Below are 26,360 nucleotides of genomic sequence, written 5' to 3' on the forward strand. Positions count from 1 at the left end.
TTTTATCCAATATTCAGGCACTCACACTAATCTAACGTTTTCTTTCATTTTTTTCTGCATCTTAAATGTTGTCAAAGCTTGTCAAGACTTGACTTCGACGCATTGTTTAATCAAAATATGGCACTTGTTTACGGGCTGGTGAAATTCTGCTGATGTGGTTTTCAGTTGAATTGCGGCCCGCCCAGACCAATCTATTTCAAGGAGTGCACGAGTGGCAAACTCTGCTCAAGCTAAAAAACGTGCTCGTCAAAACGTTAAAGCACGTAAACATAACGCAAGCTTGCGTTCTATGGTTCGTACCTATCTTAAACGTACAGTAGCTGCTATCGCTGCTGGTGACTATGCTGTTGCTTCAGAAGCTTACAAAAAAGCTGTACCTGTAATCGACCGCATGGCTGATAAAGGCATCATCCATAAAAATAAAGCTGCTCGTCATAAGAGCCGCTTGAACGCGCAAGTTAAAGCATTAGCTTCTAACTAATCGCAAAGCAGAAAGAGCCCTGATTCAGGGCTTTTTTTGTATCTGTAGATTTTATTTTGGTCCGATCTTATCCTCAATACGTTTACGTCCCGATCGATTCCATCTCAATTCCACACTAAACCGTCTAAAAAACATCTAACCATCACACGACCTACCATCACTAGAAAATAAATCTGTCCCCCTATATTTTTGATTGCCACAACATCCCCCATAAAAAAACACCTCCTAAACTACTTAGAAGGTGTTTATATAATTCAGACTAGAATGTTGAATATGAATTGTTATTTCAGCATCAGTCTTAAGTTTTCTGGGGTTAAATAAGCCAGTTGCAGACTATTATTAGCGCTTAACTGGGTCCATTGCTGGTTAGCCCCACCGGTACAGCCATAGCGGATTAAACGGGCACGATTGTCTTTTAAATAGCCATGTTCCAGATCAAAACATTGAGCACCCTGGCGGATGGTTCCGGTTTCTGTATGCATTGTCCACACCTGACTGTCCTGTGTGGTGCTACAGCTGGCCAGTGTTACCACATTGCTGTTATTGCTTAAACACAAATCTATCTCGGCTTTACTATGAATCCGGCTCAAACCATCATAAATCCATTGCTCGGTGTCATCTCCGGTACAGGCGCTTGCACCACTGATATAGACATTTTTCTGACCTGTCGCCAGAGTTTCCACTTTCAAACAGTTATTTCTGTTTTTAAGTAGCGTTGCTTCAGCCAGAAGATCTTCATTGGCCAGTCCCAACTGCGTCACGAAGCCTTCCAGCGCTGTTTGCGCTTCAGGTTTTGCATGCTCCAGATCGGCACGGTAGACATTCATCCAGCGATTCAAACGGTAGATGTTCTGTTGCTGCTGTTCATAACGCTGCAACTGCTGCTGAGCTAGTGCACTCAATTCATGACGATTTTCTGCATAAGAATCATATAGTAATTGTGCAGCTGGCTTTAAAGCGATCACCGCCTGATTGGCCTGTGCTTCCAATTGCTGCTGGAATTCCGGCAATTCCACTTTTCTAAGCGCCGTATAACCATCCTCACGTCCAATTTTTACAGCAGCTGAAATGGCAGTGCCGTATTGAGGAATCGTAAGTGTCGATAATAATTTCTCGGCTTCATTGGCTTTTTTGCAGTACAAATTAACCTGTTGCGGCTGATCTGTAATGGCCAGGTTCACATGCAGCTTATTGGCATTACCACGCATACGATGAGGTGCCAAAGCCACGTTCTGGCTGCGATTGGTATATTGAACATCTAACCAGCAAGCCGCCTGCTCTGCGCCACGCTGTGCAGCCGGCAAATCATAGACATTGCCCCAGTTGCTGCGTGCTGCCGGATACAACACCCCTTGCTGGGTTTCCGGATCATAGCCGCCAATAATGGTAATCACCGGCACCCCAAATAAACGCGGTTTTAAATAATAGCCATCGGCGCTGTTATACCAGACCTCGCTTGAATTCGGCACTTTCGGATAGACCACTTCCATCTGGCGGCTGTCCGGATTCCAGCGTTTATAGCCGGATGGCGAGCTTTCATCCCACACATGACGATTGGTAAAATGCGGCTGGATACGCAAAAAGGTACTATAACCGGTGTAATGGGTATAACGTGAAATACTGCTATTGGTGGCACCGCCTGACATGGCATCCCAACCATACGGATACAGTTTCAGGAAATTTGGCACCCCGTTTTTGCCATCGCCCAGATTGGAGGATTGCCAGGCCAAATTACCGCGCATTTTGTTGCGATAGCCTATATAGCCCCAGCCACTATCGGCATGATGTGCCGACCAGAAATAATTGGTGGTGGTATCATCTACTTTAAAAGAGCCCGGATAATGGCCTAAACCATAATGATGGCCAATTTCATGGCTAAATTCGTTACCCACCGAGTTATACAGGGTCAACATACCGTTACCGCCACTCAAGCCATGGGTCTGTTCACCATTGCTATATTTACCGCGCGCATGGTGAGTCACCACAGTTTGAGTCAGTTGAGGCTGCTGCTGACTGAGCATCGAGGCACTGGTCACCCCCCAGTTAGCCAAGTTAATTCCCACACTAAAGGTCGATTTCGCCGTGTTTTCACGCATATCCCCCGAATAAACACCGCCTTCGCCTGCACTTTGACTATCGTAGATGGTGCCGTTGGCCACCATCACCCGATCCAGCTGAATATCATCATATTTAGCCACCGTCATGTGCGCTGCCGGAATGGTCTGGAAATAGTCTGAGCCTGACTTTTCCGGTTCAAGCAGCATGGCATGCCCTGTTGAATGTGGGGGCGCAGTGAGCAGTCCAATCCGGATATTATTTAGTACCAGTTCACCAGGCGCAGCAAAATCAATCTGCTCTGCCAGTAAATCACCACTGCGGTTTTTGCTGTCAATGATCCGTAATTTTAAGCCCGGACGTACTTCATCCCAGTTTAAGCGCGCTGACCAGGCCTGTTTACTGTAGCGCACTTCTGCACGGCCATCACGATTGCTCTGGTCCGAGGCCGGAATTTGAGTCGGATCAGCCAGGTTGATACGGCGTAACAGCCGTTCATTCTGATACACCTCAACCTGCAGTGCATTAATCTGATCCATCTCCTGCATCGGTGTGATTAATAACAATGCCTCCCGTTCTGCGGTTAAACGTGGCATTTTTTTCTCTTCGTTACCATTCGGGTCAACCACATGGCCTTGGGCAAACTGCACCATCGCCTGTAAAGAACCTGTTAAATCATTACGCACTTCACGTGATTCAGACTGGGCATTAAAATCATAAAAACCCAAAACAGATGGACTTACCACATCTTGCGTTGGCTCAGGATAATGACTTCCATGCAGCGGAGCATCTGGTGCTGTCCCATTGTTCGGCTGTTGACTTTCTCCATCACTACCACCACCGCCACATGCCGTCAGCATAAACGACAATATACTTACACTTAACAAACTAAGCGGAAACTTGATCACACTTTTCACTATTTACTTTACCCCAATGTCAATTTATGACTAAAAATAAAAAAATAAACACATATTTTTCAATAACTTAATTAAATATATTAAAGTAGTTTAGAGTCCAAAGCAATGTGTTGTACTTTATTGAGCAGATACAGAGAAAGCTAATTTTTATTTTTTAAATGATGAACAAAAATGCAGCAGAAAATAAAATTTTGATTTAGGCGTTTTTTAGACAGACAAGACTCTTACACCCCAATAGAAATAGGCGTAGCACATAGTCATTTTAGGTGAATTTTTTTGAGTGTGAGTAAGATATATTAAAGCCAGCCATAGCTCACCTTCACAAACCATCCCCAGCGCAAATTTATATTAAACTTTTTGATGAAACTGCGAGATATCCAAGGTATGTACTTTGCCGCGCCAGATCCATTTCAACTGTGATTCCAGAAAATTTTCACCTTCAAACCAGACAAACAGCCCTTCCATCATTTGTGGCCAGTCTTCCTGTGACACCTCATTACGCCCTGAAATTACCGCAATAATCGCAGCCAGAATGGTGTCATGACTGACCGCCAGACTTAGGCCGCCCGGACTGTTAGGATGAGTGTTATAAATCAGTTCCAGCACATCCACCACGCCGTGAATCGGGTGTTTCATGCCCGGCAAGGCATTATTGACAAAGCTGTTAATAAAGCCCAACGCACCCTGCTGGCGAAAATACGGACCAGCCTGCTTGATGTCCAGCACAAAACTGCCTGGCTCGACCAGCAAGCCCTGCTCGACAATTTCAATATGATGGGTATTTGGTGCAATATGTACCGAGTCGGCGCCTTCAATCATTAAGGCGGCAGTATCGACACAGCGCTGGATTGGACTAGAGATACAATGCTGAATGGCGCGTCCGCTATGGTCAATGAGATAAGCCCCCCATTTTTGCGCCAGTTCACGTCCCGGACCGGTTAACTGCAAATCATAGCCCGCCAGTCCCTGTCCAGCCACATTTTCACGAATGGAATGCCGGGTAAACAAGGTCACGGGAGTATGCACATCGGGCAACAAATCAATTGCCTTTAACATACTCGGTGGAAGCAGCTCTAACGCCATGGATCAAGCCAAATACAAAGGTGTTAAGCCCACTATAGCATGTTGGCAAATTAGCTCAATGTTCATTCGCCATAAGTGCTAGAGCACGCAAGGCAATCTCTTTCATTTCGGCATTTTTATAGGCAATAAAATTGCCATTTAACAGCGTATCACGATGGTTATATAAAAATGGCCGTCCCTGAAAATCAATCAGGCCACCGCCAATCCGTTCAATCAGGCATTGGCCAGCACTGGTGTCCCATTCACTGGTTGGGTGAAAACGCGGATATAAATCCACTTTATCTTCCAGCATCATGCAGAACTTATAGGCGCTGCCAGCACGAAAAACCGTATAGTCCTGTTCAATCGTAGCGAGCGCCTGTAGATACTGCTCATAGACCGGTTTATTTTGGCTACTTTGACTTAAACCGACTTGAATCTGCGGACCACTGTCTACATATAGATAGGCGTACCATTGCTGTTGCTGGATATTAAACCGTAGCGGCAGGCCCTGTTTGGGGCAGATATACACCGTTTGCTCGCCCGGAATCGCCAGAATGGCAAAGGTGGTATGAATGCCTTCGACCAGACTCAGGTTAATGGTAAATTCCGGACGTTGATGTAAAAACTCTTTGGTGCCATCGAGTGGATCAAGCAGCCAGAACGTGTCCCACCGCGCCCGATCATAAACTGCGCCTTCTTCTGACAGTAGCGGCACATCTGGAAACTGCTGGGCCAGCTGTTCTGTAATGAAGGCATTCACCCGAAAATCGGCCTGGGTTACGGGCGATTCATCGCTTTTGTGTTCAATATCAAAATCGGCACCGGAACAATAACGCTGATATTCTTCTCGCAAGATTTCACATGCCTGTGTCACAATGGGCATCAGCTGCAAAATCAGTGGATCTTGTGGTGCTGTGGTTTTTTTAAACATAGATAGCCTTATATGTCGAATTATTCTGATCAACCCACCATCATCTTTGACATGGATGGTACGCTGCTTGACCTTGCCTATGATGATTTCATCTGGAATGAGCTGTTACCGGTGCGCTATGCCGAGCTGCATCAATGCAGTCTGGCGGAAAGCCGGGATACCCTGTTCCAGTTTTATCAGGAACACAACCATACCCTCAACTGGTATTCATCGCGCTTCTGGACCAGTAAAGTCGGGGTCGATGTACTGGCCATGCAGATTGAGCACAAACATAAGGTGGCTTTAAGACCGGGCTGTATCGAGCTGCTCGATTACCTAAAAGCCAATGGCTATCCAATCTGGCTGGCCACCAATGCCGACTGCGCCGGCCTGGCCTTTAAACTTGAGCAAACCGGTCTGACCAACTATTTTGATGTCATGATCAGCAGTGAAAGCGTTGGACATGCCAAAGAATTTGTCGAATTCTGGCAACACCTGGCACAGCAGCATCCTTTTGATCCTGCCCGCTGTTACTTTATTGATGATACCGAAAAAGTACTCAATGGTGCAGCAAAATTCGGTATTCAACAGCTGCTGACCATTCAGCAGCCTTCATCAGGCAAAGCAGCCCGTGTAGACAGCCGTTATCCGATGCTGCATGCGCTGACCGACCTGATTCCCCTATTGCAACACGCTGAGGAAAACAAAATATATGCCTAAATCTGCTCAACACGAAGCTGTAGAAAGCATGCGTATTGACAAGTGGCTCTGGGCGGCCCGCTTTTTTAAAACCCGTTCAATTGCCAAAGCGGCCATTGAAGGCGGCAAGGTGCATCATAATGGTGAGCGCGTCAAAGTTTCCAAGGAAATCCGGGTTGGTATGGAGCTGACCATACAACAGGGCTTTGACCGCAAAACGGTCAAAGTACTGTCTTTATCGGCAGTCCGCGGTCCGGCACCGGTGGCCCAGCAACTTTATGAAGAAACTGAGGTCAGTATTGCTCGTCGGGAATTGATTGCATCACAAAGAAAGTTGCATAATCTAGCACGGCCTGATCATCGTCCAAGTAAAAAAGACCGACGACAAATCAGTAAATTTAAACAAGAAAATGATCAGTCCTATGACCAGTCCTGGTCATATCATGATGATTAATTTTGGGCGTCAGAATGTGTCGCAAGGCCACTGATTTTCATAGAAGAGAAACATAAATTCTGTCACTATACTCGGGTGGAAAGAGTTTAAAGTACATACATCCACTTGAGTATATTGTTTGGTGACATCGTATTGAGGTTGTAAGATGGATGAGAATAAAAGCAAGGCGCTAAATGCTGCCCTAAGCCAGATTGAAAAACAGTTTGGTAAAAACACAGTAATGCGTCTTGGTGACAATACCGTACAAGCTGTAGAAGCAGTATCTACCGGTTCATTAACGCTGGATATCGCGCTCGGTATTGGTGGTTTACCAAAAGGCCGTATTATTGAAATTTATGGCCCTGAATCTTCAGGTAAAACCACAATGACCCTGCAAGCCATTGCGGAATGTCAAAAAGCCGGCGGCACCTGTGCCTTTATTGATGCCGAACATGCTCTTGATCCTCAATATGCGCGCAAACTGGGTGTAGATATTGACAACCTGCTGGTTTCACAACCGGACAACGGTGAACAGGCACTGGAAATTGCCGACATGCTGGTACGTTCAGGCGCAATTGACCTGATCGTCGTCGACTCTGTTGCGGCCCTGACCCCTCGTGCCGAAATTGAAGGCGAAATGGGTGATTCACATATGGGCCTGCAGGCTCGTCTGATGAGCCAGGCGCTACGTAAAATTACCGGTAATGCCAAACGTTCTAACTGTATGGTGATCTTCATTAACCAGATCCGTATGAAGATTGGTGTGATGTTTGGTAGCCCGGAAACCACCACTGGTGGTAACGCACTGAAATTCTATGCCTCAGTACGTTTAGATATTCGCCGTGTTGGTCAGGTCAAAGAAGGTGATGAAATTGTCGGTTCTGAAACCAAAGTAAAAGTGGTGAAGAACAAGATGGCACCTCCGTTCCGTGAAGCGCTGTTCCAGATTCTGTACGGCAAAGGTGTGAACCATTTAGGTGAACTGGTCGACCTGGCTGTGCAGCAAGAGATTGTGCAAAAAGCTGGTGCTTGGTATTCATATCAAGGTGAAAAGATTGGCCAAGGTAAAAACAATACCATTCGCCATCTGGAAGAACATCCTGAACTGGCACAGACCATTGAAAAACTGATTCGTGAACAGCTATTAACCACAGGCAACGTGGTGGAAGAAAAAGACGAAGAGGAACCTGACTTTTCATTAGATCTGTAAGACTCAACTGTTGAGACTTTAGACATTACACAATACGCCCTACGGGGCGTTTTGTTATTATGCTGATGGCCCTTTTCTGCGAGATGCTTATGTCAGATGCGAAATTCACTAAACTGTTGGACTATGAAACCTTAAAGCAGCAATTTGGCGATGCAGAAGATCAGCCAGCACCATCTGTATCTGCAACTGCCCCGCCTGAATTTGATCCTGAAGAACGTTTATTCGATCATAATAACAGTCAGGAACACAAACCCGGTTTAAGCGGTTCACGTTTGCGCTCTTATGCCTTTGCAGTCCTGACCCGTAAAGAATATTCCAAAGCTGAACTGATTGAGAAACTGGCGCTGTATGCAGAAAACCGTGAAGAAGTGGTCGTTTTGGTCGATGAACTGTCACGCGAGAATTACCAGAGTGACCAGCGTGTGGCCGAAACCCTGCTGTCCAGCCAAAAGCGCAAAGGCAAAGGCCCCAATCAGATTAAAATGAAGCTGAAAAGCAAAAAAATTGATACCGCTTTAATTTCAGAAGAACTGAAAGAAACCGACTGGGTGCAGCAAGCCTACGAATTAAAAGTTAAAAAGTTTGGTACTGATGTCACGAAAGACCCGAAACTGAAAGCCAGACAGATCCGCTTTTTAATGTATCGTGGTTTTGAAATGGATGCGATTATGAAGGCGATTAACCGTAAAGCAGAAGATTAAAAACTGAATCTAGAGATGTAGATAAGCATCTAACTAGGATGAAACATCGACAAATATAAGAAAATAATATAGGGATTAAATCGAAAGGAAATTAAAAAGAAAAAAGCGATATTCTAAGAATTATAAAAATGGTGGCAACCCTACCAGCAAAGCTTCGGCACATCCCACGTCTGCTACCGTTGCTACCTTCCGGTCCTGGCGGGGTTCACAGGGTGAAATTGCGAAGTAACCGGCAGGGCTACCATTGCAGAAACAGAGTATAGACAATTTTATTGAACTTGCAAGTCCTGATTGCGCTTTTATATAAATCAGCCATCTATTTGATTATTAAAAAAACAGTTTGTATTTAATTGGTTATTTTGCAACAGAATTCCGAGAATTTTGACAGACGCCTAATTCATGACAACTTTGTAAAAGCTTATTGCAATTCGGGTTCGGGCCGTTTTTAATGTGCACATGATGATTTGGAATGAGCCCTTTCCTGCCCGCTCATTCCCAGTAAAGATAAAAGATGGATATGAAAATGATGCTAAAAAAGCATACGCTCTGTGCACTCACCCTGCTCTGCTCTGCGCCAGCACTGGCCAATATTCCCATTGAATCACGCGGCTTAAGCCAGAACAGCGGCAGTGCCAGCACCCCGGCGGCCATTGGCGCCTCCAATAGTGGCGCTCCGGTCACCACCAACCTGAACTGGCAATTGATGCAAAAAAACCAGCAGCTTGAAAATGATATTCGTACCCTGCGTGGCAAAATGGAAGAACAGGAAAACGAGATTGTCCAGCTCAAGCATGAACTGACCAACCGTTATACCGATTTAGACCAGCGTCTTGAACTGCTGAATCAGAAAATTGATCCGGAAGCGGCACCTGCTGTAGAGGAGGATAATCAACAAGATAGTTCTCCCAGTACAGCCAGCAGCAGCCAACCCACCAGCAACCCCGTAAATAATACCGCTGCCCCAGCACCAGCAGCGACCACCGTGGTTAGCACACAAAGCTCGACGGAAGAACTGGAAAAAGCCGCCTATACCATCGCTTTGGATGCCTATAAACAAGGCGGTGCCAAAAAAGCCATTGCCCCGATGCAGAACTTTATTAAAAACCATCCGAATAGCGTGTATATCAGCAATGCCTATTTCTGGCTGGCTGAGTTTAATCTGGCAATTGAACCAACCAACTACAGCGAAGCCAAAAAGAATTTTGAAATTGTTGCCAGCAAATATCCAAATTCGTCTAAAGCCTCTAATGCGGTGTATCGTCTGTATAGCATTGCTAAAAATGTCGACAAGAATGATGCACTGGCCGCACAGTATCGTAGCACCCTGCTGACCAAATACCCGTCTTCCCAGGAAGCCAGCTTTGTGAAAAGCTCATAACCCAAAAGCCTCAGATGAGGCTTTTTTTTATAACAGCAGGATCGTGTTTAACGATGGGTATGTACTGACATAACAATGCCCATCCCGGCCAACAGACTGACCACAGCCGTACCGCCATAACTCATTAACGGTAATGGATCGCCGGTTACCGGTAAAATCCCGCTGACCATGCCAGAATTTAAAAACACAAAGAAGAAGAAGGTCAAACCAACTGCACCGGCATATAGGCGGCCGAAATTATGAAAACAGCTCAAGCTGATAATCAGGCAGCGGATAATAATTGCAGCAAACAGCGCGAACAGTAAAAATACGCCAAAGAAGCCAAATTCTTCAGCATAGGTCGACATAATAAAGTCAGTATGATGCTCCGGCAAATAACCCAAATGCGACTGAGTGCCTTCCAGATAGCCCTTACCGGTCAGACCACCCGAACCAATGGCAATTTTAGATTGAATAATATTCCAGCCAGCGCCGAGTGCATCAGATTCCGGATCAAACAGGGTTAAAATCCGTTTCTTTTGATATTCCTGTAATAAAAACATCCAGGCCAGCGGTGCAACAATGGCCATCGCCGCAAATGCCCCGCCAATTAAACGCCAGGACATGCCGCTCAGAAACAATACAAAAATGCCCGGAATAATCAGGCCAATGTTCAAGTCCGGCTGTAGCGCCACCAGCACAAAAGGAATGCCGAGCAGCACCAGCGCACCGACGATTTGCAGGAATTTGGGTGGAAACGGTTTACGAGCAAAATACCAGGCCATCATCAGTGGCATGGTAAATTTCATGAATTCACTGGGCTGCATACTGCCAATACCGGGCAGACTGATCCAGCGTTTGGCCCCCATGCGGGTTTCACCAATCAGCAGCACCAGTACCAGCATGAGCACGGCCAGGGCATAAAAATAGGGACTGGCGGCCTGATAGACCTTGGGCGGAATCTGCGCACAGATAAACATGGCAATAAAGCCGATACCAAAGCTGATGCCCTGACGCATCACCATTCCCATATCCTGTGCGGTGGCACTATACACCACCATCAGCCCTAAAATTGCATTCAGGATCAGGAAGCATAATAGCCAGGGATCGAGGTGTAGTTTGGTCCAGCGAGAGGTATCGCTTTTAATGCTTCTTCCATCACGTAAAGAGTGACGTAAAAAACGATACTGCTGAGAAGGTATCATTGCGCCCCATTCAATCCAGATAACAAATCATCGGCAATTATAGGATGAACCATGCGCAGAGTGAATCGGAAATACACACCCGACTCATGATTTCAGCAAAGATTTTTTATGCAGTGGTTGCGGCGTGCTGGGCTTGCAGAATTAAACGCGCCAGCTCCAGATCATCGGGATAGGTAATTTTAATATTGTCCGAGCGTCCCTGTACCACCTGTACCGGATAGCCACCATGCTCCAGCGCACTGGCTTCATCGGTAATATTCACCTCTTGCGCCAATGCCTGTTCAATCGCGCGTTTTAGCTCACCTAAGCGCGCCATTTGCGGGGTTTGCGCCTGCCACAGCTGGGCACGGTCTACTGTGGTCTGAATCTGCTGCTGCGTCTCTACGCGCTTGAGGGTGTCACGGACCGGAATGGCCAGAATGGCACTCTGGTTGCTGTGTACCGCCTGATTCACCAGCGCATATAAGTTTTCAACCGCCACACAGGGACGCGCGGCATCATGCACCAGCACCCAGTCTTCATCCGATGCAATAGCAGATAAATACTGCAAGGCATTCAGTACCGAGTTGACCCGCTCTGCGCCACCCAGACAAAAATGAGCTTTATCCTGATGTGCAAACGGCAAACGCTGGGCCACATCATCCTGCGCACCAATGGCCAGCACATAACCTGCCAGCGGCAACTGATTTAAACACGCTACCGTATGCTCCAGCACCGTGTGGTCCTGGATCATCTGATATTGCTTGAGTTCGGATTTGGAAAAGCGACTGCCCGAACCTGCTGCCGGAATAACGGCCCAAAGTTTATGGTGTAGGGGTTGTTGCAGCTGGCTGTGGTGCTTCATTGGTACGTAAATCTACCTGGGCATTCGGATTGATATAAATCGGCTTATATTGGGTACTGATGGTACTCATCTGTACAAAAGTTTCATGTGGTTTAATTAAGCCCAGATCAAGACGGGCATGTTCTTCGATGGCTTCTACACCATTTTTTAAATCATAAACTTCCGCGGCCAAAACCCGGTTACGTTCTTTTAATTCATTATTGAGTTCGGTTTGTTGTTGTATTTTCTGGGTCAGTTCCTGATGTTCACGATAACCACCTTCACCAAACCAGTATAAATATTGAAACCCTGCGATCAGAACGATCGCAAGGCCCAACAGTACTTTACTCGATTTCGAGTCGAATACACTTAACATTGACATCTGTCGCTTAGTTTAAACCTTTAAACTCAGCTTTACCGCGATATGCAGCATTCGTCAATTCTTCAATACGAAGTAATTGGTTATATTTCGCTACACGGTCAGAACGGCATAGAGAACCAGTCTTGATTTGACCTGCTGCTGTACCTACTGCAAGATCAGCAATGGTCGAGTCTTCAGTTTCACCTGAACGGTGAGAAATAACCGTTGAGTAACCATTGGCTTTTGCAAGGTAGATGGCATCTAAAGTTTCAGTCAAGGTACCAATCTGGTTGTATTTAATCAGAATCGAGTTACCCACTTTTTCGTTGATACCGCGTTGCAGGATTTTAGGGTTAGTCACGAACAGGTCATCACCGACCAACTGGATCTTGTCGCCAAGAATTGACGTCAGGTAAGACCAGCCTTCCCAGTCAGATTCATCTAAACCATCTTCAATTGAGATAATTGGATATTGGTTTACCAAGCCAGCTAAATAGTCAGCAAACTGGTTGCTGGTGAATGCTTTGTTGCCTTCGCCTTCCAGTACGTATTGACCATTCTTGTAGAATTCAGAAGATGCACAGTCAAGCGCAAGCATCATGTCAGAACCTGCCTTGTAGCCAGTCTGTTCAATTGCTTCAAGAATTACGGTAATTGCTTCTTCGTTTGAACGTAAGTTCGGCGCGAAACCACCTTCATCACCTACAGCTGTGTTCAAACCTTTTTTCTTTAATACTGATTTTAACGCATGGAATACTTCAGCGCCTGAACGTAATGCTTCAGCGAATGAAGTGAAGCCTACTGGCTCAATCATGAACTCTTGAATGTCAACAGTGTTGTCTGCGTGCGCACCACCGTTCAGGATGTTCATCATTGGCACAGGCATAGTCAAAATGGTTTGACCACGTAAATCTGCGATGTATTGGAAAAGAGGAATTTTCTTTTCATCAGCAGCAGCGCGTGCAGCAGCCAACGATACGGCTAGCGTTGCGTTTGCACCTAATTTTTCTTTGTTTTCAGTACCATCTAAAGCAATCATCGTATTGTCGATGTCTTTTTGCTCAAATACTGATTTACCCACCAGCGCATCACGGATTAGCGTGTTAACGTTGTTTACGGCAGTTTTCACACCTTTACCTAAGTAACGTGCTTTATCGCCATCACGAAGTTCTAAAGCTTCACGAGAACCAGTTGAAGCACCAGATGGTGCACATGCACGGCCAACTACGCCAGATGCTAAGATTACGTCTGCTTCGATGGTTGGGTTACCACGAGAGTCCAAAATTTCACGTGCACGAATGTCAACGATTTGGCTCATGAACAATTCCTCAGTTGATTGAATAATAGATGCTGTTGCGGGCATCAATGAGTATCTAACTTTTTGAATCCTTTAACTAAAGTATCCAATTCTTTTAATTGCGCCAAGAATGGCTCTAATTGTGACAGGCGCAGCGCACACGGGCCATCACATTTGGCCACATCCGGATCTGGATGCGCTTCCAGGAATAAACCTGCAAGACCAGTCGCCATACCAGCACGCGCCAGTGTGGTGATTTGCGCACGGCGACCACCTGCTGAATCGGCACGACCACCCGGCGTTTGCAGCGCATGGGTCACATCGAAGAAGACCGGTACATTCATCTCTTTCATGATGTCAAAGCCCAGCATATCGACCACCAGATTGTTGTAACCAAAGGCTGAGCCCCGTTCACAAAGAATCAGTTTGTCATTACCAGCTTCCAGACATTTATGCAGGATATGACGCATTTCATGCGGCGCAAGGAATTGGGCTTTTTTAATGTTGATGATGGCCTGTGTTTTGGCCATAGCTTCAACTAAATCGGTCTGACGGCTTAAAAAGGCAGGAAGCTGAATAATGTCAGCAACTTCAGCCACCGGCGCAGCCTGATACGGCTCATGCACGTCGGTGATAATCGGAACATTGAAGTGTTTTTTGATGTCTGCCAGCCACTCAATCCCTTTTTCCAGGCCTGGGCCACGGAACGAGTTCAGGCTTGAACGGTTGGCTTTATCAAAGCTGGCCTTAAAAACGTAAGGAATATTCAAACGTGTGCAGATATCAATATAGGTTTCTGCAATTTCAAAGGCCAAATCTTTGGACTCAAGTACGTTCATGCCGCCGAATAGTACAAATGGCAAGTGGTTTGCCATTTGTATATCGCCTAAACGTACAACTTCTTGTGCTTTTAATTGTGACATTTAAACTTCCTGGTTTATTCCTTTTACCGCTTAGTGCTTGTTTTGGTACTGCTTTTTGGCAGCATCAATAAAGCTTGCAAACAGCGGATGTCCATCACGTGGCGAGCTGGTAAATTCTGGGTGGAATTGTACCGCAATAAACCAAGGATGTTGAGGGATTTCAACTGTTTCCACCAAGTGCTGTACTGGTGAATAACCTGAGATTTTCATGCCTTTTTCTTCAAGAACAGGAATATAACGGTTATTCATTTCATAGCGGTGGCGGTGACGTTCAATAATTTCTGCTGAACCGTACACTTCACAGGTTTTGGTGCCTTCAACCAGTTCTGATTTTTGTGCACCTAAACGCATGGTACCGCCGAGGTCAGAATCAACTGAACGCTGCTGTACTTCACCACGCTCATCTAACCATTCGGTAATCAGACCAATTAATGGAGATTTGGTTGAACGGTTAAATTCAGTTGAAGTCGCATCTGCAATACCGGCAACATTACGTGCGTATTCGATCACGGCAAGCTGCATACCTAAACAGATGCCCAGGAATGGAACACCGTTTTCACGTGCATAACGGATTGCCGCCATTTTGCCTTCAGTACCGCGCTCACCAAAGCCGCCAGGGACCAGAATTGCGTCAGCATCTTTCAGTACGGCTGCAACGTCCTGGCTTTCCAGGTCTTCTGCATTGACATAGTCAATTTGTACTTTGACACGGTTTTGAATACCGGCATGCAATAATGCTTCGTTCACCGATTTATAGGCATCTGGCAGTTCAACGTATTTACCAACCATCGCTACACGTACGGTGTATTCCGGATTCAGTAAGGCTTCAACCACGTTATCCCAGTCAGACAGGTCTGCTTCTGGCACATCAAAACCAAAACGTTCACAGATCAAATCATCAACATCCTGCTCATAGAAGGTACGTGGAATTTGATAAATGGTTTTGGCATCTTTACATACCACCACTGCACGCGCTTCAACGTTGGTGAACAGTGCAATTTTGCGGGTAGTATCTGCGTCTACATCGTGCTCAGTACGGCAGATCAGGATATCTGGCTGAATACCGATTGACAGTAATTCTTTAACCGAGTGCTGGGTTGGCTTGGTTTTTAACTCTGCTGCAGACTTGATGTATGGCAACAGGGTTAAATGCATCAGCATGGTACGTTTATGACCGAGCTCAACCATGAGCTGACGGACCGATTCCATGAATGGGAGAGATTCAATGTCACCGACCGTGCCGCCAATCTCAACAATGGCAACGTCATAACCTTCACCTGCGCGAAGGACACGCTCTTTAATATTATCTGTGATGTGTGGAATCACCTGAACGGTACCGCCCAGATAATCACCACGACGCTCTTTATTTAAGACGTCTTGGTACACGCGACCTGATGTGAAGTTGTTTAACTTCGTCATCTTCGCACGACGCAAGAAACGTTCGTAATAACCCAAGTCTAAGTCAGTTTCAGCACCATCCTCTGTGACAAAAACTTCACCATGTTGGAAAGGACTCATCGTCCCTGGATCGACATTGATGTATGGATCCATTTTGACCATGGTTACTTTCAAACCACGGGCTTCTAAAAGTGCAGCAACTGAAGCAGCTGAAATACCTTTACCTAGTGATGAAACAACACCACCAGTCACGAAAATAAAATGGGTCATTGGGTTTCTCGTACAATCGAGCCTAAACTGGCCTGCAATGTTGCGCAATTTTACTTTACTCTGCACCTATAAAGCAAAGTCATTCCGCATCAATTCATAGAACAATAAACAATTGGCTATTCTATCAGCATTTCCGATAAAAAATTAGATTTTATTCATAGGATTTTCATCTGATTTTTTGCTGTTATAATACGCGCATCTCGTTGAACCCTCCTTTTTTAGATTATGAACAAAAAATTTTTGATTTGTGGTGCAATTGCAACCAGTTTATTCCTGAGTGCCTGTGTTAAAAAAGAAGCACCTCAGGAAGAAGAACAGGTTGAAGTTGAGGTTCAGCAAACTGAGCAGATCACTGAGCCAGCCCAGTTCGAGCCACTTGAAGCAGAAACGCCAGAAGTGTCTGAAACTGAAGCGCCAGTGGAATACGAAGTTGAACGTACTGAAACTGAAAACACCACAACTGAAATTCGTCGTGAAGTGACGCCACGTGAACCTGCGCCAGCCCCTCAGCCAGCTCAGGCCGCTCCTGCTGAAGACAAGCCGGTAGAAGCCCGTCCAGCCAACCCGGACCCGGACAGCCAGTCACAAGATGACGCTGTTGCCGCAGCCATTGCCGCAGCAACCCCAGCGCTTGAAAACTGATTTCAGCCTTCAAGCACTGTTGCATAAAAAAACCCAGTCCATGTACTGGGTTTTTTATTGGCCTTTTTATGAAGCTGTTCCATTCAGGAATAAGAACGTTCACCCTGTTGATGCTGGTTCTTTAAATAATCAGCCATTAAACGTGTGGCCCAGGACTGTGGCGCACCTAAACCTTCATAAAAACCGCAATGACTGCCCTTTTTGGTGGTCACCACCATAATATTCGGCATTTTCTGAATACGTTCTTTATACGGTTCCAGATTTTTAATATGACAAACCGGATCATCTTCGGCGTTTAAAATCATCAGGGGAATTTTGACATTCTGGAACACATAAATCGGGTTAATGGCTTTGCTATAACTTTCATAATCATGATAGCCGGCCATCTCAAAATAGGCCTGTTCAAATTCGGCCAGGTTTTGCGCGGTAATGACTTTGGCCAGCGATTTGGTTTTCTGCCAGCTACTCCGATAAGGATCAATAAAGGCCTGAATCACCTTTTTGGTCATGACCTTACTATAAAACGGATGAACATGGTTAAAGCCGATTTCGGTGTCATACCCCGGGCACAGTGCAAAAGCAGCTTTTAGCGGCGTTTTGTCGCCTTCTTCACCTAAATAACGCACCAGCAAACCGGTACCGGCCGATGAACCTACCCCATATAGGGCAGAAACCGGGAATTTTTTCTGAATAAACTGGATCTGTTCCCGTAAATCTTCGGTGGAACCAAACAGGCAGATTTTCGGAACCGGCATAGGCAAGTTGGCATGACCACGGCGTAAACATAAGGCAATACGCCAGCCGGTCTGCTGATGTAAATCCCGCACCAGCTCGCTCATGCTCTCGGCAGTTCCGACAATGGTGTGCATTACAATAATGGTTGGGGTGCGTGGTGGCAGATGCAGACCGTACCAGGCAATAGCCGTTACGCCACCATCGGACATGTTCAGCTGCTCAATGGCATCGTAATGCAGGCGGATGGTTTTTTTCTTGATTAAGTCAAAATAAAGCAGATGCGCATGGGTATTGGACAGCCACGGGGTTGGCCGGTATTTCTGTTTCAGTTGCGGTAAAACATCTATACAGCGCCGGATTTGACCTTCGGGATTAAAATATAAGGTCGGTTCTGCGGCGCCGGTCCATTCATCAATCAAGCGCTGGGTGAGCTGGGCCATTTTCTGGATCACAAATTTCATGTTTTGTTCCCCCCTTTTATGGTTTGGCTTATATCATGCTAGTTCTCTCATGTTATGAAGTCAGTTGAGTTCAGGGCTTAGATCAGGTGGGCATAAATTGTGCCATCCGTTGTCCCATCTCGGCAGCCAAAGCTTCGAGGCCGCTTTTAGGACGAATCATCACTTCAAAATCAATGATCTGACCTTGATCATTGAAGCGGATCATATCAATACCCTTGAGTTTTTTATCTCCCACCTGGGCAGAAAACTCAAGCACAACATTGTTACCGTCTGCAGCATAAAATTCACGGTGATAGCTAAAGTTCTCAAAGACCTGAATCACGTTGGTCAGAATAAAAAATACCACCTGCTTGCCGGCATAAGGCTGATAAGCCACCGGAGAACGAAACACCACCTCATCGGCCAGCAGTTCATTCAGGATGGCCATATCACGCTGTTCAAGCATCTGGTGCCAACGGGCAATCGCGGTTTTGGTGATGTGTAAGGTCATTTTGGGGTCCTTTTTTGTTTTGATATTTCATTGCTATATAAACTCCCCCTGAGCAAGTTTTAAAGCATTGCTTTAAAACGAAGTGCAAGAAAGGAGGATTTAGGGGAGTTTTTCTACAAGAATCCCTCCCAACCTCCCTTTTTCAAAGGAAGGAGTTGATTCTATTCAGTGAATTCCCTCAGCTTCCAGAAGATGAGCAACCCTGCTGCACAGGGCAGAGGCGGTTATTCACCCTCTCCCCAGCGCTCTTCCATAGGGAGAGGGTGAAGGAATTGCATTAAATTTTCGCCGCCAACTCTGCGCCCTGACGGATTGCGCGTTTGGCATCTAGCTCACCGGCTTCCTTGGCACCGCCAATCAGATGCACATTTTTACCCGCAGCTTGCAGCTGATCGTACATGGCGGTATATGATTCCTGTCCGGCACAGATCACCACGTTTTCAACTTCCAGCAGCATCGGCTGGTCATTGACCGTAATATGCAGGCCCTGATCATCAATTTTCTGATAGCTTACGCCTGCCATCATTTTAACATCGCGGTTTTTTAAGCCGGTACGATGAATCCAGCCGGTGGTTTTGCCCAGGCCTGCTCCCACCGAAGATGCTTTACGCTGCAATAAATAGATTTCATGATTGGAGGCTTCTACCTGTGCCGGTTTCAGGCCACCGACATGCTCATATTCGGTATCAATCCCCCATTCATCATAGAATTTTTCCGGATTCAGACTGCCACTTTCACCGGCATGACTTAAGTATTCTGCGGTATCAAAACCAATTCCACCAGCACCAATAATCGCAACCCGTTTCGCCACCGGTCGACGCTCTTTCAGCACATCCAGATAGCTCAGAACTTTAGGATGATCAATTCCTTCAATCTCCAGCTGACGTGGAGTCACCCCGGTTGCCACCACAATTTCGTCAAAACTGCTTTTGCTCAGCTCATCAAAGCTGGCCGTATGGTTCAGTTTTAGCTGAATGCGTGGCTGCAACTCAATTTGACGTTTGAAATAACGCAAGGTTTCATAAAACTCTTCTTTGCCCGGAATGGTCTTGGCAATATTAAACTGCCCGCCAATCTGGTTAGAGGCTTCAAAAATCGTCACTTCATGACCACGGTCTGCCGCATAAATTGCAAAGCTTAAACCGGCTGGACCCGCTCCAATCACCGCAATGTTTTTCGGCTGGCTGGCTTCTTTAAAGATCAGTTCGGTTTCATGACAGGCACGCGGATTGACCAGACAGGAAGCAATTTTCATGGAGAAAATATGGTCCAGACAGGCCTGGTTACAGGCAATACAGGTATTAATTTCATCGCTACGGCCCTGCTCGGCTTTTACTACAAAATCGGCATCTGCCAAAAATGGACGCGCCATCGACACCATATCGGCCTGGCCAGTCGCCAGTACATGCTCTGCCATTTCCGGGGTGTTAATCCGGTTGGAGGTGATTAAAGGAATTTTGACTTCACTTTTGAGCTTTTCTGTGACCCAGCTAAAAGCCGCACGCGGCACTTTGGTGGCAATGGTCGGAATACGTGCTTCATGCCAGCCAATACCGGTATTAATAATGGTCGCACCCGCTTTTTCAATTTCTTTGGCCAGCTGCACCACTTCTTCAAAACTTGATCCGCCTTCGACCAGATCCAGCATTGACAGACGATAGATAATAATAAAGTTTTCACCCACTTCAGCACGGGTACGTTTCACGATTTCAATCGGAAAGCGAATCCGGTTTTCATAGCTACCGCCCCATTCATCATCACGATGATTGGTGCGCTTGGCAATAAACTCGTTAATCAAGTAGCCTTCCGAACCCATAATTTCAACACCGTCATAACCGGCATATTTGGCCAGCTTGGCACAGTTGGCAAAATCGGCAATGGTCTGCTGTACTTCGGCCGAGGTGAGTGCATGCGGTTTAGACGGGTTAATAGGCGCCTGAATCGCGGATGGCGCCACAATATCCGGCTGATAGGAATAACGTCCAGTATGCAAAATCTGCAAGGCGATTTTACCGCCCGCTTCATGCACGGCTTGGGTGACCACTTTATGTTTTTCAGCTTCGGCCAAGGTGTCAAGTTTATTGCCACCTGCAAAGGTTAAGCCGGCATCATTTGGAGAAATCCCGCCGGTCACAATCAGGCCCACGCCGCCTTTGGCACGCTCTGCATAGAATGCTGCCATCCGTGCATAACCATTTGGTGCTTCTTCAAGACCCACGTGCATAGAACCCATAAGTACGCGGTTTTTTAAGGTGGTAAAGCCTAAATCAAGCGGGGCTAACAGATGCGGATAATTCGACATATTCTCTCCTTGGCTGGCCAAAAGCGGGCTATTTTTATGTTAATGCAACTTGTTGCATAAATTTATATGCGAATTTTGACTTTTATGCAACATGTTGCATAATATTTTAGATTCATACTTGCATGATCTCGTCTATGTCTTTAGCCCATGTATTACTCACCAGCCTGATTGAAAAACCCAGTACGGGCATTGAACTGGCCCGGCGCTTTGATCGCTCGATGGGCTTTTTCTGGAATGCTACCCATCAGCAGATTTATCGTGAATTAAACAGCATGCTCAGCAAAGGCTGGATTTCCACTTTGGCTGAAGAAGATGCCCAAGGCCGTAAAAAAACCTATCAGGTTGAGGCCGCAGGCCGGGTCGAACTGGCCGACTGGATGGTCAAGCAAGGTCCTCCGGCACAGCTCCGTGAAGAACTGATGGTGCGTTTACGGGCCGAAGCACAACTCGGCGGTAATGAGGTTTTGCCCGAGCTAGAGCGGCATTTACAGTTGCATCAGGAAAAATTGCAGCTGTATCAGGCCATTTATGCCAAAGACTTTGCCCAGCAGACCGACGAAAATCGTACCTTATATATTCATAAAATGATTTTACAGCTGGGTATCGAGCAGGAAATCGGCTGGATTCGCTGGCTGGACGCGGTGATTCCTGCGCTAAAAGCTTTTGATCAACAACAATAAAATTTCAAGGAATGAAATCTCATGCCGTATTATGTCATGCCCGATGGCGAAGGTTTATTTGTACGTGAATTTGGTCAGGGCCAACCGGTGCTGGTGCTGTCCGGTTTGGGCATGCACAGCTGGCAATGGCTGCCGTTTTTGTGGCCGCTACGCAAACAGTTCCGTTTTATTATTCCCGACTGGCGCGGCTTTGGCGGTTCGAAACAATGCCGGATTCCGGAGCTGGATGCCATTTCCAGCCACTGGCAGGATGTGCAATCCTTAATTCAGCAAATGCAGCTGCAACAGTTTATAATCATTGCCTATTCGATGGGTGCGACCACTGCCATGCATGGTATGCAATATGGACAGCTGGCAGCGCAGTTAAAAGCTTATTTGCATATTGATCAGACCCCGAAAATCATGGTGGATGAACACTGGGCCTATGGCCTGTTTGGCCAGCAGCACAGCCGCTTCAAACAGATCTTATCCGAACTGTCCGCGCTATTTACGGAACACGCACATCTCCAGTGGATTCACGATTTAAATGATACGGCCAAAGATCAACTGTTTGCTTTATGGATGCAGTTTATTGAGCTGCAAAATAACAACCCGCGCCAGCGAGCCATCTTTCGTAAAATCCTGCAACAGCCACGTTTGCAACATCTGCTGTTACCCTCATCTCGACTGGACTATATGGCCTGGTATATCCGTAACTATTTGGAGCATACCGAAGATTATCGCGAGGCCTTAAGCCAGCTAAACTGTCCTACGGTGTTTTTTAGCGGGGTGCAATCGGTACTCTATCCGGTACAGGGGCAAACCATGATTGCCCAAAGTGTGGCACAGGCACAGCAGGTGTTATTTGAAAAATCAGGGCATATTCCGCTACTGACTGAGCCGCTGAAATTTGCCCGTGAAATTAAACGCTTTTTGTTGCAGCATCAGTAAGTATCTGCATCAATATTTATAGCGCACTCAATAAAAAAGCCGAACAGTATGAGGTTCGGCAAAAAGCAAGTGAAGATTAGCAATCAAGGCAAAGCGCTAGGCAATTTTCCCATCAATAATGCCCTGCTGTTTTAAAGCCTGCAGTTCTTCGGCAGATTTAAAACGGGACAGAATATAGGCCGTATGTTCACCCAGTTGTGGGGGTGCCTGTCGGTATTCGACTGGGGTATCTGACAGCTTGATTGGTGATGCAATCATTTTAAATTGCGCATTTAAACTGTGCGGCAAATTAACCAGCATCTGCCGATGCTGAATTTGTGGCTCAGCCAAGGCATCTTCAATCGAGTTAATTACACCGACCGGCACTTTGATCGCATGAATCCGGCGTACCCATTCCTCTGCATCCTGACTCAGAAAAAATTCAGCCAGAGCTGGAATCAGCTCATCGCGGTATTTGACCCGGTCCTGATTACGTAAGAATTTCGGATTGTTCAATAATTCCGGATAACCAATGGCCAGACATAGGTCCTTGAACTGTTTGTCATTACCACAGGCAATAATAAATTCCTTATCTTTAGCCTTAAAGGTTTGATACGGCACAATATTCGGGTGTTTATTGCCCATGCGCTGCGGTGACTGGCCACTGCTCAGATAATTCATGCCCTGATTGGCCAGCGTTGCCACCTGAACATCCAATAAAGACAGATCAATATATTGTCCACGTCCGGTATGATGCCGCGCCAATAATGCTGCCTGAATCGCCACCGTGGCATACAGTCCGGTCTGAATATCCACCACCGCCACACCGACCTTCTGTGCACCACCACCCGGTTCATGATCCGGTTCGCCGGTAATGCTCATCAGGCCAGACATGCCTTGAATAATAAAGTCATAACCCGGTTCTGCTGCCCGCGGTCCATCCTGACCAAATCCGGTAATCGAGCAATATACCAATTGCGGATTCAGTTCACTCAGGCTGGCATAATCCAGTCGATATCTGGCCAGCGAACCAGCCTTATAATTTTCGATGATCACATCGGACGTTTTGACCAGCTCACGAATCAACTGTTGGCCCTGTTCACTGGCAATATCGACACTGACCGAATATTTATTGCGGTTGGCACACTGAAAATAACCGGATTCACGGGTAGCGTTGCCCTGTGCATCGGGCATCCAGGGCGGTCCCCACATGCGGGTATCATCGCCTACCTGTGGCCGTTCAATTTTAATCACTTCTGCGCCTAAATCCGCCAGAATCTGTCCGCACCATGGACCCGCCAATACCCTGCTTAAATCCACTACCCGAATTCCTTGTAATGCACCCATCTTATCCTCCGCTAGATCTGGGGGATGCTCCCCCGCGATCCTTTTATTTTTATTTAACTGTGGCTGGTTTCACGCTGACATCATTGCTGGCAGCCGCTGTTTGCCCCGTTTCCACGTTGGTGTTTTGCGCACTCAGACTGGCTTGCTGTGGATCATATTGACGCTCACGAATCAGCAGTCCTGGAATCACCCCGGCAATGAAGTAGGCGGCACCCATCACAATAAAGGCCATGGTGAAAGAGCTGCCTGCTGCAATCATCCCGATGGTTGCCGGTGCAATCGCTGCGCCCAGACGTCCCATGTTATAGGCACCACCAATGGCTGTACCGCGTACATCGGTCGAGAAGGTTTCAGCCATATAGGTGGCATTGACACCGTATGGAATCCCGTACAGGAAGCCAAAGGTCACCAGCAAGTAGGCAATATTGTCCGGCGTGTTAAAGAAGATGATGACTGGCAGGAAGGCCGCTGTACTGACCGTACCAAATACAAAGGTAATCCGGCGTCCGAACTTATCTGCAGCATAACCGGCCAGAATTTTACCCAGAATCATGGCGGTATAGGCACCGACCATATAACCGGTCAGGGCTTTAAAGTTCATGTTTAAATCGGTTTCCAGATAGGTCGGCATCCAGTTATTTACGCCATAATAACCAAACTGTAAAAAGGCCGCAGTAGTCATCCAGAGCAGGAACATTTTACGGTGGTTCTGATGGCCAAAAATACGCTTATAGATACTTTCAGACGGTGCAGCAGCTGGGTTTTCCGGTACGTGCTGAGGTGCCTCAAGTTTTAGTTCACGGCGTTTAATCTGTTCAATTTTGGCTTCCTGCCAAGAAGCTGGTTCTGGTACAAAGCGCATGAAGATTAAGGCAAAGCCGGCAGGAATAATGGTCACATAGAACAGCATACGCCAGCCATGATCGGGAATAATCGCCCCGGCCATGAGCGTCGCCACGATATAACCCACAGTCTGACCGGTCTGCAAAGTCCCCAGCACCGTGGTGCGGTATTTGGTCGGGACATACTCTGCCATTAAGGTATTACAGGCCATATACAGTGAACCTAAACCAAAGGCACCAATAAAACGTAAAATCATGAACTGTTCATAATTTTGGGTAAAACCTAAAATACAGGTCATGATCGAGAAAAACACCACCGACCAGGCAATGGTTTTGACCCGTCCAAATTTGTCACAGGCCCAGCCACCGGAAATGCCACCTAAGGCCATGCCGGCCAGTGACGCACTGCCGAGCATTCCGGCCTGAAACGTGGTTAAACCAAATTCTGCTTTTAAACTGGTTAAGCTAAAAGACAGCAGCATGATGTCTGCGCCATCAATCACCAAAGACACAAAGGCAAAAATAAAGGCCAGTTTCCAGGTGTTTTTATTAGGGTCTGTTGACATTTCATAATGGTAGCCAAATAAAGATACAAGCTAAGGCAACAGAATTTTCATAGCTTTGCTTTAGCTTGTCATAGCGTGTGGCAATTCCTCTAAATTGCTTTAATCTAGCAAAGGCATTCTCAATTAAATGCCTGATTTTATAAAAATACCAATCCACATGATCATTATTTGAAAGTGTATTGGATTTCTTGGGAATATTAGCTTGAGTTCCCGTTTTTTCTATCTGTTCTCTCAAGGATTCAGAGTCATAACCCTTATCGGCACAGAGAATTTCTGTCTCGTGCAGGTCTATATTGTTAACTAATTTCGGTGCCACTTTTACATCATGGGTCATACCATCCTCTATCAAAAACTGAACAGGGTTCCCATGAGAATCAACTGCCAAATAAATTTTAGAACTATTTCCACCGATACTTTTTGAGATAGCCTGATCCTTGATTCCTGTAGCATGCTGATGAGCCCTCACATGGCTAGCATCAATAAATACCCACTCTAGATCAGCATCAGATGAAATTAACTTAAATATTTTTAATAACTTATTATCTTTCGACCACCGGGAAAATTTCTTGAATATGGAGTTTGGCTTTCCGAAGGCAGCAGGTAAATCCCGCCACGGGCAGCCTGTACGGATTCTATAAAGAATAGCTTCAATAAAATTTCGAAGATTTTGTTTGAGATAAATACGAAAATTACGGAAAATGTTTTCTAACTTAGACCAGTGTTGATCAGTCAACATTGTACGAGGCATAGCGAGGAGTAGATTTGGTTTGGCGATTAAACTCTACTTTCTCGCTATTTTTTTTGCACAGTAAATGTCAACAGACCCTAATTCGATGGGCGGTACCCACATTCGATGGCAGTTTTAAGCCCAGTGTTCCGGCTTCAGCGTGTATATCGTTTTTCATCTTGTCGTTACCTCATTTTCCCAAATGAGTCACCGGTATTTTTTGCTATGGGTTCTGCCTTTCTGCTTTTTATTCTTTTTTATTCAGTAGCGCATGACAGCTAAAACTCGCCCACAGCAAGACCCGAGAGTCTGCCGATGAATCCTTTATTTACGTTATGAATCAGATTTTTTAGACACAACTATCCTGAGGATGTTCATCCTGAACATCCTGGCTATTTTTCTATGACATTAATTACAGAATGCAGCGATTCCGGTCTGTGCACGGCCCATAATTAAGGCATGTACGTCATGCGTCCCTTCATAGGTATTCACCACTTCCAGATTCACCAGATGACGCGCCACACCAAATTCATCCGAAATACCGTTACCACCCA

At 46.2% G+C, this 26,360-nt stretch carries 24 protein-coding genes, 1 other RNA gene and 1 pseudogene; 9 read left to right on the forward strand and 17 right to left on the reverse strand.

The annotated features are described in order from the left end of the window. Positions 1-211: 211 nt before the first annotated feature. Entirely contained in the window at positions 212-481 is a 270-nt protein-coding gene (gene rpsT, locus FTU67_RS11320) for a 30S ribosomal protein S20 (RefSeq protein WP_005178484.1), read from the forward strand. A 281-nt stretch (positions 482-762) separates the two neighbouring features. Here rpsT and FTU67_RS11325 read toward each other — a convergent pair whose 3' ends face one another. The 3 genes from FTU67_RS11325 to FTU67_RS11335 form a co-directional block, all read right to left on the reverse strand. Continuing rightward, entirely contained in the window at positions 763-3,441 is a 2,679-nt protein-coding gene (locus FTU67_RS11325) for a M66 family metalloprotease (RefSeq protein WP_373685126.1), read from the reverse strand. Positions 3,442-3,801: 360 nt separating this feature from the next. Beyond that, positions 3,802-4,536, reverse strand: coding sequence for a histidine phosphatase family protein (locus tag FTU67_RS11330; RefSeq protein WP_005178488.1), 735 nt, complete (start codon positions 4,534-4,536; stop codon positions 3,802-3,804). A gap of 55 nt (positions 4,537-4,591) precedes the next feature. Then, positions 4,592-5,449 (reverse strand): 3'(2'),5'-bisphosphate nucleotidase CysQ, encoded by an 858-nt coding sequence (locus FTU67_RS11335; RefSeq protein ID WP_005178490.1) that lies wholly within the window; start codon positions 5,447-5,449, stop codon positions 4,592-4,594. A gap of 12 nt (positions 5,450-5,461) precedes the next feature. On the opposite strand from FTU67_RS11335, the gene FTU67_RS11340 reads away from it, so the two are divergent. The 4 genes from FTU67_RS11340 (at position 5,462) to FTU67_RS11355 (ending at position 8,471) form a co-directional block, all read left to right on the forward strand. Beyond that, the gene (locus FTU67_RS11340; protein WP_180061746.1) at positions 5,462-6,148 is read left to right on the forward strand and encodes an HAD-IA family hydrolase; all 687 of its coding nucleotides are present in this window, start codon (positions 5,462-5,464) and stop codon (positions 6,146-6,148) included. Beyond that, on the forward strand, positions 6,141-6,581 hold the full coding sequence (locus tag FTU67_RS11345; RefSeq protein WP_016659022.1) for an RNA-binding S4 domain-containing protein: 441 nt from the start codon (positions 6,141-6,143) through the stop codon (positions 6,579-6,581). The genes FTU67_RS11340 and FTU67_RS11345 overlap by 8 nt, the downstream gene beginning before the upstream one ends. A gap of 145 nt (positions 6,582-6,726) precedes the next feature. Then, positions 6,727-7,770 (forward strand): recombinase RecA, encoded by a 1,044-nt coding sequence (gene recA, locus FTU67_RS11350; protein ID WP_005178495.1) that lies wholly within the window; start codon positions 6,727-6,729, stop codon positions 7,768-7,770. 89 nt (positions 7,771-7,859) lie between these two features. Next, positions 7,860-8,471, forward strand: coding sequence for a regulatory protein RecX (locus FTU67_RS11355; protein ID WP_127801453.1), 612 nt, complete (start codon positions 7,860-7,862; stop codon positions 8,469-8,471). A gap of 138 nt (positions 8,472-8,609) precedes the next feature. Here the strand turns inward: FTU67_RS11355 and ffs are convergent. Next, an RNA gene (ffs, locus tag FTU67_RS11360) (signal recognition particle sRNA small type) lies at positions 8,610-8,706 on the reverse strand. 288 nt (positions 8,707-8,994) lie between these two features. Between ffs and FTU67_RS11365 the strand changes: the two genes are divergently transcribed. Continuing rightward, positions 8,995-9,849 carry a YbgF trimerization domain-containing protein gene (locus FTU67_RS11365; RefSeq protein ID WP_180061747.1) on the forward strand — a complete coding sequence of 285 codons (855 nt, stop codon included), beginning with the start codon at positions 8,995-8,997 and terminating at the stop codon, positions 9,847-9,849. Between the two features lie 47 nt (positions 9,850-9,896). On the opposite strand, the gene rodA is transcribed toward FTU67_RS11365, so the two are convergent. The 6 genes from rodA to FTU67_RS11395 all read right to left on the reverse strand — a co-directional run bounded on the left by rodA (position 9,897) and on the right by FTU67_RS11395 (position 16,105). Beyond that, positions 9,897-11,033, reverse strand: a complete 1,137-nt coding sequence (gene rodA, locus FTU67_RS11370) for a rod shape-determining protein RodA (RefSeq protein WP_005178500.1) — start codon at positions 11,031-11,033, stop codon at positions 9,897-9,899. 106 nt (positions 11,034-11,139) lie between these two features. Continuing rightward, positions 11,140-11,877, reverse strand: coding sequence for a 2-C-methyl-D-erythritol 4-phosphate cytidylyltransferase (gene ispD / locus FTU67_RS11375; RefSeq protein WP_168405778.1), 738 nt, complete (start codon positions 11,875-11,877; stop codon positions 11,140-11,142). Continuing rightward, positions 11,837-12,238: a septum formation initiator family protein gene (locus FTU67_RS11380; protein ID WP_075167982.1), complete on the reverse strand. Its 402-nt coding sequence runs from the start codon at positions 12,236-12,238 to the stop codon at positions 11,837-11,839. The genes ispD and FTU67_RS11380 overlap by 41 nt, the downstream gene beginning before the upstream one ends. Before the next feature lie 7 nt (positions 12,239-12,245). Next, positions 12,246-13,535 carry a phosphopyruvate hydratase gene (gene eno / locus FTU67_RS11385; RefSeq protein ID WP_016659026.1) on the reverse strand — a complete coding sequence of 430 codons (1,290 nt, stop codon included), beginning with the start codon at positions 13,533-13,535 and terminating at the stop codon, positions 12,246-12,248. A gap of 44 nt (positions 13,536-13,579) precedes the next feature. Next, positions 13,580-14,437 (reverse strand): 3-deoxy-8-phosphooctulonate synthase, encoded by an 858-nt coding sequence (gene kdsA / locus FTU67_RS11390; RefSeq protein WP_005178509.1) that lies wholly within the window; start codon positions 14,435-14,437, stop codon positions 13,580-13,582. A gap of 30 nt (positions 14,438-14,467) precedes the next feature. Then, on the reverse strand, positions 14,468-16,105 hold the full coding sequence (locus tag FTU67_RS11395; protein WP_005178510.1) for a CTP synthase: 1,638 nt from the start codon (positions 16,103-16,105) through the stop codon (positions 14,468-14,470). 225 nt (positions 16,106-16,330) lie between these two features. Between FTU67_RS11395 and FTU67_RS11400 the strand changes: the two genes are divergently transcribed. After that, on the forward strand, positions 16,331-16,747 hold the full coding sequence (locus tag FTU67_RS11400) for a hypothetical protein (protein WP_005178512.1): 417 nt from the start codon (positions 16,331-16,333) through the stop codon (positions 16,745-16,747). A gap of 83 nt (positions 16,748-16,830) precedes the next feature. Here FTU67_RS11400 and FTU67_RS11405 read toward each other — a convergent pair whose 3' ends face one another. The 3 genes from FTU67_RS11405 to FTU67_RS11415 all read right to left on the reverse strand — a co-directional run bounded on the left by FTU67_RS11405 (position 16,831) and on the right by FTU67_RS11415 (position 20,735). Beyond that, the gene (locus FTU67_RS11405; protein ID WP_168381445.1) at positions 16,831-17,943 is read right to left on the reverse strand and encodes a YheT family hydrolase; all 1,113 of its coding nucleotides are present in this window, start codon (positions 17,941-17,943) and stop codon (positions 16,831-16,833) included. 82 nt (positions 17,944-18,025) lie between these two features. Then, entirely contained in the window at positions 18,026-18,433 is a 408-nt protein-coding gene (locus FTU67_RS11410; RefSeq protein ID WP_075166817.1) for a nuclear transport factor 2 family protein, read from the reverse strand. A 277-nt stretch (positions 18,434-18,710) separates the two neighbouring features. After that, entirely contained in the window at positions 18,711-20,735 is a 2,025-nt protein-coding gene (locus FTU67_RS11415) for an NADPH-dependent 2,4-dienoyl-CoA reductase (RefSeq protein ID WP_005178520.1), read from the reverse strand. Between the two features lie 134 nt (positions 20,736-20,869). Between FTU67_RS11415 and FTU67_RS11420 the strand changes: the two genes are divergently transcribed. Together FTU67_RS11420 and FTU67_RS11425 are read left to right on the forward strand one after the other, a co-directional pair. Further along, positions 20,870-21,415 (forward strand): PadR family transcriptional regulator, encoded by a 546-nt coding sequence (locus tag FTU67_RS11420; RefSeq protein WP_005178523.1) that lies wholly within the window; start codon positions 20,870-20,872, stop codon positions 21,413-21,415. Positions 21,416-21,436: 21 nt separating this feature from the next. Then, positions 21,437-22,345 (forward strand): alpha/beta fold hydrolase, encoded by a 909-nt coding sequence (locus FTU67_RS11425; RefSeq protein ID WP_180061748.1) that lies wholly within the window; start codon positions 21,437-21,439, stop codon positions 22,343-22,345. 96 nt (positions 22,346-22,441) lie between these two features. Here FTU67_RS11425 and FTU67_RS11430 read toward each other — a convergent pair whose 3' ends face one another. The 4 genes and pseudogenes from FTU67_RS11430 to FTU67_RS11445 all read right to left on the reverse strand — a co-directional run. After that, positions 22,442-23,671: a CaiB/BaiF CoA-transferase family protein gene (locus FTU67_RS11430; RefSeq protein WP_180061749.1), complete on the reverse strand. Its 1,230-nt coding sequence runs from the start codon at positions 23,669-23,671 to the stop codon at positions 22,442-22,444. 49 nt (positions 23,672-23,720) lie between these two features. Then, positions 23,721-25,079 carry an MFS transporter gene (locus FTU67_RS11435; protein WP_373685125.1) on the reverse strand — a complete coding sequence of 453 codons (1,359 nt, stop codon included), beginning with the start codon at positions 25,077-25,079 and terminating at the stop codon, positions 23,721-23,723. Position 25,080: 1 nt separating this feature from the next. Continuing rightward, positions 25,081-25,827: an IS5 family transposase gene (locus tag FTU67_RS11440; RefSeq protein WP_180061750.1), complete on the reverse strand. Its 747-nt coding sequence runs from the start codon at positions 25,825-25,827 to the stop codon at positions 25,081-25,083. Between the two features lie 387 nt (positions 25,828-26,214). After that, positions 26,215-26,360: pseudogene (locus FTU67_RS11445) on the reverse strand (acyl-CoA dehydrogenase); the annotation flags it as partial.

The organism is Acinetobacter sp. YH12132 (assembly GCF_013418645.1).
In the GTDB taxonomy this organism is placed as follows: Bacteria; Pseudomonadota; Gammaproteobacteria; order Pseudomonadales; family Moraxellaceae; genus Acinetobacter; species Acinetobacter indicus.

Coding starts and splice junctions, on each gene's coding strand:
- FTU67_RS11430 (WP_180061749.1), bottom strand. CDS start 23,671: ATGGGTGCATTACAAGGAATTCGGGTAGTGGATTTAAGCAGGGTATTG.
- FTU67_RS11415 (WP_005178520.1), bottom strand. CDS start 20,735: ATGTCGAATTATCCGCATCTGTTAGCCCCGCTTGATTTAGGCTTTACC.
- FTU67_RS11400 (WP_005178512.1), top strand. CDS start 16,331: ATGAACAAAAAATTTTTGATTTGTGGTGCAATTGCAACCAGTTTATTC.
- FTU67_RS11425 (WP_180061748.1), top strand. CDS start 21,437: ATGCCGTATTATGTCATGCCCGATGGCGAAGGTTTATTTGTACGTGAA.
- FTU67_RS11435 (WP_373685125.1), bottom strand. CDS start 25,079: ATGTCAACAGACCCTAATAAAAACACCTGGAAACTGGCCTTTATTTTT.
- FTU67_RS11410 (WP_075166817.1), bottom strand. CDS start 18,433: ATGACCTTACACATCACCAAAACCGCGATTGCCCGTTGGCACCAGATG.
- FTU67_RS11355 (WP_127801453.1), top strand. CDS start 7,860: ATGTCAGATGCGAAATTCACTAAACTGTTGGACTATGAAACCTTAAAG.
- FTU67_RS11340 (WP_180061746.1), top strand. CDS start 5,462: ATGTCGAATTATTCTGATCAACCCACCATCATCTTTGACATGGATGGT.
- FTU67_RS11395 (WP_005178510.1), bottom strand. CDS start 16,105: ATGACCCATTTTATTTTCGTGACTGGTGGTGTTGTTTCATCACTAGGT.
- recA (WP_005178495.1), top strand. CDS start 6,727: ATGGATGAGAATAAAAGCAAGGCGCTAAATGCTGCCCTAAGCCAGATT.
- kdsA (WP_005178509.1), bottom strand. CDS start 14,437: ATGTCACAATTAAAAGCACAAGAAGTTGTACGTTTAGGCGATATACAA.
- FTU67_RS11335 (WP_005178490.1), bottom strand. CDS start 5,449: ATGTTTAAAAAAACCACAGCACCACAAGATCCACTGATTTTGCAGCTG.
- eno (WP_016659026.1), bottom strand. CDS start 13,535: ATGAGCCAAATCGTTGACATTCGTGCACGTGAAATTTTGGACTCTCGT.
- FTU67_RS11365 (WP_180061747.1), top strand. CDS start 8,995: ATGATGCTAAAAAAGCATACGCTCTGTGCACTCACCCTGCTCTGCTCT.
- ispD (WP_168405778.1), bottom strand. CDS start 11,877: ATGAAGCACCACAGCCAGCTGCAACAACCCCTACACCATAAACTTTGG.
- FTU67_RS11405 (WP_168381445.1), bottom strand. CDS start 17,943: ATGAAATTTGTGATCCAGAAAATGGCCCAGCTCACCCAGCGCTTGATT.
- FTU67_RS11420 (WP_005178523.1), top strand. CDS start 20,870: ATGTCTTTAGCCCATGTATTACTCACCAGCCTGATTGAAAAACCCAGT.
- FTU67_RS11440 (WP_180061750.1), bottom strand. CDS start 25,827: ATGCCTCGTACAATGTTGACTGATCAACACTGGTCTAAGTTAGAAAAC.
- rodA (WP_005178500.1), bottom strand. CDS start 11,033: ATGATACCTTCTCAGCAGTATCGTTTTTTACGTCACTCTTTACGTGAT.
- FTU67_RS11380 (WP_075167982.1), bottom strand. CDS start 12,238: ATGTCAATGTTAAGTGTATTCGACTCGAAATCGAGTAAAGTACTGTTG.
- FTU67_RS11345 (WP_016659022.1), top strand. CDS start 6,141: ATGCCTAAATCTGCTCAACACGAAGCTGTAGAAAGCATGCGTATTGAC.
- FTU67_RS11330 (WP_005178488.1), bottom strand. CDS start 4,536: ATGGCGTTAGAGCTGCTTCCACCGAGTATGTTAAAGGCAATTGATTTG.